This window comes from Tistrella bauzanensis, assembly GCF_014636235.1.
Lineage (GTDB): Bacteria > Pseudomonadota > Alphaproteobacteria > Tistrellales > Tistrellaceae > Tistrella > Tistrella bauzanensis.
This window is the reverse complement of sequence record NZ_BMDZ01000019.1, coordinates 68,068-74,532: the sequence shown is the minus strand read 5'-3', so window position 1 is coordinate 74,532 and position 6,465 is coordinate 68,068. Positions and strand designations below refer to the sequence as shown.

Annotated in this window: 6 protein-coding genes; 5 read left to right on the top strand and 1 reads right to left on the bottom strand. The window is 65.7% G+C overall.

What is annotated here, in order from left to right; genetic code table 11:
- The first annotated feature begins 209 nt into the window (after positions 1 to 209).
- The 5 genes from IEW15_RS10135 (at position 210) to IEW15_RS10115 (ending at position 5,713) form a co-directional block, all read left to right on the top strand.
- On the top strand, positions 210 to 560 hold the full coding sequence (locus tag IEW15_RS10135; RefSeq protein WP_188577412.1) for a hypothetical protein: 351 nt from the start codon (positions 210 to 212) through the stop codon (positions 558 to 560).
- A complete protein-coding gene (locus tag IEW15_RS25880) occupies positions 560 to 2,674 on the top strand; it encodes a GumC family protein (RefSeq protein ID WP_229707982.1) in 2,115 nt (704 codons plus the stop codon). Before IEW15_RS10135 ends, IEW15_RS25880 begins: the two co-directional genes overlap by 1 nt.
- Before the next feature lie 74 nt (positions 2,675 to 2,748).
- Entirely contained in the window at positions 2,749 to 3,480 is a 732-nt protein-coding gene (locus IEW15_RS10125; protein ID WP_188577410.1) for a polysaccharide biosynthesis/export family protein, read from the top strand.
- A 17-nt stretch (positions 3,481 to 3,497) separates the two neighbouring features.
- Complete coding sequence (locus tag IEW15_RS10120; protein ID WP_188577408.1) at positions 3,498 to 4,286, top strand: WecB/TagA/CpsF family glycosyltransferase; 789 nt, start codon at positions 3,498 to 3,500, stop codon at positions 4,284 to 4,286.
- Positions 4,283 to 5,713, top strand: coding sequence for a hypothetical protein (locus IEW15_RS10115; RefSeq protein WP_188577407.1), 1,431 nt, complete (start codon positions 4,283 to 4,285; stop codon positions 5,711 to 5,713). Before IEW15_RS10120 ends, IEW15_RS10115 begins: the two co-directional genes overlap by 4 nt.
- 33 nt (positions 5,714 to 5,746) lie before the next feature.
- Here IEW15_RS10115 and ureG read toward each other — a convergent pair whose 3' ends face one another.
- Positions 5,747 to 6,406: an urease accessory protein UreG gene (ureG, locus tag IEW15_RS10110; RefSeq protein WP_188577434.1), complete on the bottom strand. Its 660-nt coding sequence runs from the start codon at positions 6,404 to 6,406 to the stop codon at positions 5,747 to 5,749.
- Positions 6,407 to 6,465: the final 59 nt, after the last annotated feature.

Sequence of the window (6,465 nt, the reverse complement as noted above, 5' to 3'; positions counted from 1 at the left end):
CGCGCGAGACCCCCGCCAAGCTCCCAAGCCGTCAGCAGACGGCGTCAAACCATGGGTAGCGGGCATTCGGCAACAGCCTCAATGGTCTTTGCAGACAATGGCCGACGGATAGATGGTACCGCAACCGGGCGAACATTTCGGGAGCGATCGTTTTTCGGAGGCGGATCTTGCTTGAGCGGAGGCTGTGGACGGCGGGGCTTGCCCTTGGCGTGGTCGTCGGCATTGTGATATCCACCGCATCGGGTCAGACGTTCCGCAGCGATGAAGATGCCCCCGGTGCGGCGGTACAGGCAGAGCTGGCGGTCGATCCGCTTCTGGAGATCAGGCAGCATTTCATTCGGGAACTGCCACCCGGCTGGTGGGCATCGGAGCCCGAACGTTTTCTCGGCGGATATCAGGTGACGGTGAACATACCCAGCAACTGGGCGGGCAATCCGCGGTCAGCGGTGATGGATCTCTGCCCGCCGCGGCAGAGCCCGATCTGGCGCAGCACCGACCGGGTGTTCATCGAACCCCGATTTCACAATCTTTCGACCGCGGGCTTTGAATGTCGCTTGTGATGGGAAATGACGAGCAGCGCCGCCAGCGCCCCGGAGCCGGCAGCCAGACCTCCTATACACTGCGCGACCTGCTGATCGTGGCGTCGTATCACCGGCGAATCATGATCATCGTGTTCCTGGTGACATTTTCGGCCGCCTGCGTCGCTGCATGGTTCAGCCCGATCCGCTATGAGGCGGAGGCCCGGCTTCTGGTACTGTTCAACGCCGAGCAATCCGGCAATCAGGACATCGTCGAACGGCCGTCGATTCTGTCGATCGACGGCCTGCGGGCAACCGAGTCCGAGGTCGATATCCTGCGGGGGCGCGCCCTGATCCGCGACATGGTGAAAGAGGTCGGGGTCTCGACCTTGTTCCCCGATCTCAACGACGCCCGAATGCTGGGGCTGGGCGAGCCGGTGTCGCCGGAGGAGATGATCGAGCGCGCGACCGATCTGGCTGAAGGCCGGTTCCGGATTGTGGCACAGAGCGGCTCTAACCTGGTTCTGGTTGCCTATGCGCATGAAAACCGCGAGGTCGCGATCGAGGCCGTCGACGCCCTGATCAAGGCCTATCTGGTCCGGCGCAGCGAGATCTATGCCAATCCGCGCTCGCGCTTTCTGGTCGAAGAAACCGAGAAGTTCCGCAGCCAGATCGACAGCCTGCAGCAGCAACTGGCCAAGGCGAAGGCGCGATTCCAGGTGTTGAACCTGGAACAGGAAATTCTGCTGGCGGTGAACCAGGAGGACAGCATCATTCAGCGTCGGCGCCACGTGCTGGAGCGGCGCGAGAGTCTGCTTGCCGAGGTGGCGACCGCGAAGCAGCGGCTGGCCGATCTGCCGGAGCGGGTGTTCGATTTTGCCGAAAGGACCAACCGCACCGATAATGACGAAGCCCGCAACAGCCGCATCCAGTTGCAGTTGGAGCGTGACCAGCTGCGCGCCCGCTATCAGGACAGCCACCCGCGGCTGAAGGAGATCGAACGTCAGCTTGAGACCCTGCAGCGGTTCCAGGATCGCGAGCGGCCGGTCTATTTCGCCGACCGGGAGGTGCGCAATCCGGCCATCGCCTTTCTGACCAACCATCTTCTGCAGCTTGAAATCGAGGCGGACGCAACCGAGCGTCAGATCGCCGAGCTGGATCGTCAGCGCGCGGTGGCTCAACTGCGGATCGCCGAACTGCGCCAGGGCGAGCAGACCATCGGCGATCTGGCCCGCAGCCTGGATGTGGTCGACAAGCTGTATCGTCAGGCGCGCGAGCGGGCGGAAAGCGCGCGGCTTGAGGAAGAATCGGCGATGGAGCGCGCCTCGAACGTTCGGGTGGTGGAATATGCCGATGCGCCGGCCCGCGGCCGCAGCCAGGCCGTGAACCTGGTCGCGGCGGGGCTGTTCGGCGGCCTGCTGCTGGCGGCGGTGGCGGGGCTTGCGGCGGCATGGAACCGCCGGGTCTATCTGCTGCCGCTGGAAGTGGAGCGTGGCCTGGGCCTGCCGGTGCTCGCCACCTTCAACGAGGCCGGTGGCTTCATCGGCGGCGGGGCCCAGCAGCAGATGGTGTATTTCGTCGGGCGATTGCTGGCGGGGCGCGATGACGGGCAGGCGCTGCGCACCATCCAGATCCTGTCCGCCGGCGATCAGGAATATCGCGACGGCTTTGCGCGCGCGCTGGCGACTGAACTGGCCGAGGGTCACGCCCGACGGACGCTGCTGATCGACCTTGATCGCGACGGCAACGGCCAGGCCAGCGCGCTCCGCGCCGGAGAGGCGCGCGATCTGGGGATCGACGGCATCCGTGCCGCCACCACACGGATTCCGGACCTGGAGGTCACGGTCGATGCCTCCGGCTCGACACTCGGCCGGATGCGGACCGAGGTCGGTGACTTGGCGACACTGGTTGAACAGCTCGCCAACCGCTATGATTTCGTCATCATCGATGCGCCGGCCACACGCAGCAGTTTCGTTGCCCTGAGGCTGGCGCCGGTGATCGATGGCTCGATCCTGGTGATCCGGTCGGAGCACACCCGCAGCCCGGTCGCGGCAAACACACGCGATCAGGTGCTCGATGCCGGCGGCGACATGCTCGGCGCCGTGGTCACCGGCCGTCGCTTCCACATTCCGAGGGCGATCTACAGATGGCTTTGAGCGCAAGCGGAAGCCGGGGCGGGGTCGATATGGCCCGCCGGGCGGTTGTCAGGCGGTGGGGCAGGGCAATCGCGATGATGGCCATGGCGGTGGCGCTTGCGGCCTGCGAAACCGGTCAGGCCATCCGCCCGGTGGGTGGCGCCGAGGCCGGCGGTGCGCAGGCGGTCGCGGCGCCTCATATCTTCGCGACCTGGACCGATGCAGTGCCGCCCTATCGTATCGGCGAAGGCGACAAGCTGAAGGTCGGTTTCTGGCGCACCCCTGAATTCGACGAGGAAGTCGTGGTCCGTCCCGACGGTTATGTGTCGCTGAAGGCGACAGGCGATGTGCTGGTCGCGGATCTGACACCACCGCAGGCCAGTGAGCGGGTGGCCGGCCGAGCGACGCGCCTGCTGCGCGACCCGGACGTGACGGTGGCGGTGGATGACGCGATCTCGGCACGGGTCTATGTTGGTGGTGATGTGCTTGCGCCCGGCGTCTACCGGATCGAAGGCCGCATCGGAATTGCCGAGGCGCTGACTCTGGCCGGCGGCATCACGCCGAATGGCCGCATGAACGAGATTGTGCTGATCCGTCGCGACCCGCAGGACCGGCCGATGATGCGCACGGTCGATCTGCGCGGCTTGCTGGAAGGCCGGCTGATCGATCTGCCGATCGTGCAGGGTGACATCCTGTTCGTACCGCGCAGCCGGATCGCCGAGGTCAATCTGTGGGTCGCGCAGTTCATTGAGGGTGTCGTCCCGTTCCAGAGCGTGTTCCAGTACTCCATTTCCCGCAACGATACCTCGCGCAATACGCCATTCTGACCCGAGGGGATGGGCCGATGATGGGGCGGATCGACTTCCTGGGCCTGTCGATCAGTGATCTGGATTGCGACCCGGCCGCGGCGGCGATCGCTGCGCGCGATCCACAGGCGCCCTTTGCCTATGTGGTGACCCCGAACGCCCAGCACATGGTGCGGATTGCCGGCGGCGCGCCCGATTTCGAGCGGGCCTATGACGGCGCCTGGCTGGTGCTGTCGGATGGCAATGTCGTGCGCCGGCTGTCGGCCCTGATCCTGAACCGACCATTGCCGCATGCCTCTGGCGCCGATGTCACCGCGCGGCTGTTCAAGGCTCATATCCAGCCCGACGACCCGATCATGATCGTGGGTGGCGATGAGCAACTGGTGACGGATCTGCAACGGCAGTTCGGGCTCCGTCGCGTTCAACTGCATGTGCCGCCCATGGGTTTCATCCGCGATCGGGCGGCGGTGGCCGATGCCGTCGCCGCGGTTCAGGCGTCGCCAGCGCGGTATGTGTTCATCGCGGTCGGCTCGCCGCAATCGGAATTGCTGGCCTGGATGATCGCCGATGCCGGCGGCGCCAAGGGCACCGGCCTGTGCATCGGCAGTTCACTGCTGTTCGTGACCGGGCGGGTGCGCCGGGCGCCGGCCCTGATCCGTAAGCTGGGGCTTGAGGGCGGCTGGCGGCTGATGCTGTCGCCCGTGGGCCATTTCCGGCGCGTGTTCAAGGAAAGCCTGCCGATCGTGTGGATCATCCTTAGGGCGCGCTTCGGCGGGCGCGGCATCCGCCCGTCGCCTGCCGGCAGGCGAAGGGCAGGCAGCTTATGAGCAACCGGGACGGCAGCGCCGGCAGGATCGGGCTCGGCAGCCACCGACGCGGTCGCGTCGTCACAGCCGGCGGCGCGATGACGGGGCGGAGTGGTGTCGTGCGCGGCGCGGCTCTGCGGGGTGGTGCCGTGCCGGGCGAGCCTGTGGCACCTGCCGCCGCCGACCACACCACCCGGGCGACGGGCGGGCTGGAACTGGCCCTGATGATCGCCGTCCTGCCGATGTTCGGGCAGGTGTTCCACTATCTCATCGACGTCGGCCCGCTGTATTACCTGTCGAAGGCATGGCCGTTCCTGACACTGCCGCTGGCCATGCACGGCGCGTTCCGCCTGAGCGGCCGGCATCATCCGCTCTATGCGATGGTGCTGGGCTATGTCATTGGCATCACGCCGGCGCTGTCGATGATCTGGCTGGGCAATGCGTTTCTCGATGCGTTCGGCACCACCGTCAAGGTCTGGCCGCTCACCTATTATTTCAGCGTCCTGTCGCTGCTGGTGATACTGCGCCCGCATCCCGACACGCTCAGGCGGGTTCTGCTCGCCTATGGCGTCGTGACCTTCGCCATGATGTGGGCGTTGTGGCTGTTGGTGCCCCGCACGCATTACGCCGTCGACCCGACCCAGAGCAAGCTGTTCATGTACGAGGTGGAGCGCGGCTACCGGATCTATATGCCGATGGTCTTCGGCATCATGTCGCTGCTGTATCTGGTGCGTCGGATGACGATGTCTCCGCGGCTGATCCATGTCGTGCTGTATCTGGCCGGCCTTGCAACGATGGTGATGATCTTCAAGCAGCGCACCAGCATCATGATGCTGATCGTGATCAGCGGCTGGGTTCTGTATCGCAACCTGCCGAAGCTTGCAGGGTCCGTGGCGACGGTTGTGCTTGGCGTGGGACTGGTCGCCGCCACGGTGCTGGTCGTGCTGCCGGCGATGGACCTCGTGGCGGCAAAATTCGGCAATTCGCTGTCGATCCGGATGAACTCCCTGACCCTGGCCTTCGATTACATGCTGGCCGATGCCTGGCGGTGGTTGTTTGGTGTGGGGTCGATCACCCGGTTCAGCGCAGTCACCCTGTTCGACCTGTTCGGCACCAATCATTTCTATCTGGCCGATATCGGCTGGGTCGGCATCGTGTTCGAATATGGTGTGGTGGGTGCTCTGCTGCTGCTGGCGCTGTATGCCGTGGGCCTGCAGAATGCCTATGGCCGCAGGGCCCGGGCGCCCGAACGCCGGATGCGGGATCCGAGAACCGAGGCAATGGTTCTGGCGCTGGGCGATTACGTGCTGTTCCTGCTGGTGATCAGCAGCGTTTATTCCGCCGTGTTCACACCCGGCGAACTGGCGATGGTGACCGCGCTGCTGATCTATGTCCGCGGCTTCTGGTCCACCCAGGCGGCCATGGGGCCGCATGCGGGTGGCGGATAGCCGCGCCGGCATCCACCGTCAGGGGCTCCACCGTCAGGCGGCGGCTTCGGCGCGTGCGGCCTGGACATCCAGCGGTGCGGCACCACTGACGCCCAGCCGGTCGTCGAGGCCGCCCAGGATCAGCAGCCGGTCGATGACCGCATCAAGCCCGGCGCCGTTTTTCATGTTGGTGAACAGGAATGGCCGGCGCCCGCGCATGCGGGCGGCATCCTGCGCCATCACGCCCAGATCCGCGCCAACCAGCGGCGCCAGATCGACCTTGTTGATCACCAGAAGATCCGAACGGGTGATGCCGGGGCCGCCCTTGCGCGGGATCTTCTCGCCTGCCGCGACATCGATCACATAGACCGTGATATCGGCCAGTTCGGGCGAGAATGTCGCCGAAAGATTGTCACCGCCGCTTTCAACGAACACGAGCTCCAGATCGGGGAAGCGGGCGCTCATTTCGGCGACGGCCGCGAGATTGATCGAGGCGTCCTCGCGGATCGCGGTATGCGGACAGCCGCCGGTTTCCACCCCCATGATCCGGTCGGGGGCCAGCGCCCCGGCGCGGGTGAGGATCTGAGCGTCTTCCTGGGTGTAGATGTCGTTGGTGATCGCGGCGATGCGGTATTGGTCTCGCAGCCGCCGGCACAGAATTTCAAGCAGCGCCGTCTTGCCCGAGCCGACCGGGCCGCCGACCCCGATGCGCAAGGGGCGGCTGGTGCCGGATGCGGTCAGCGGGATCGGCGTCACCGAAAGATCGGTCGCGG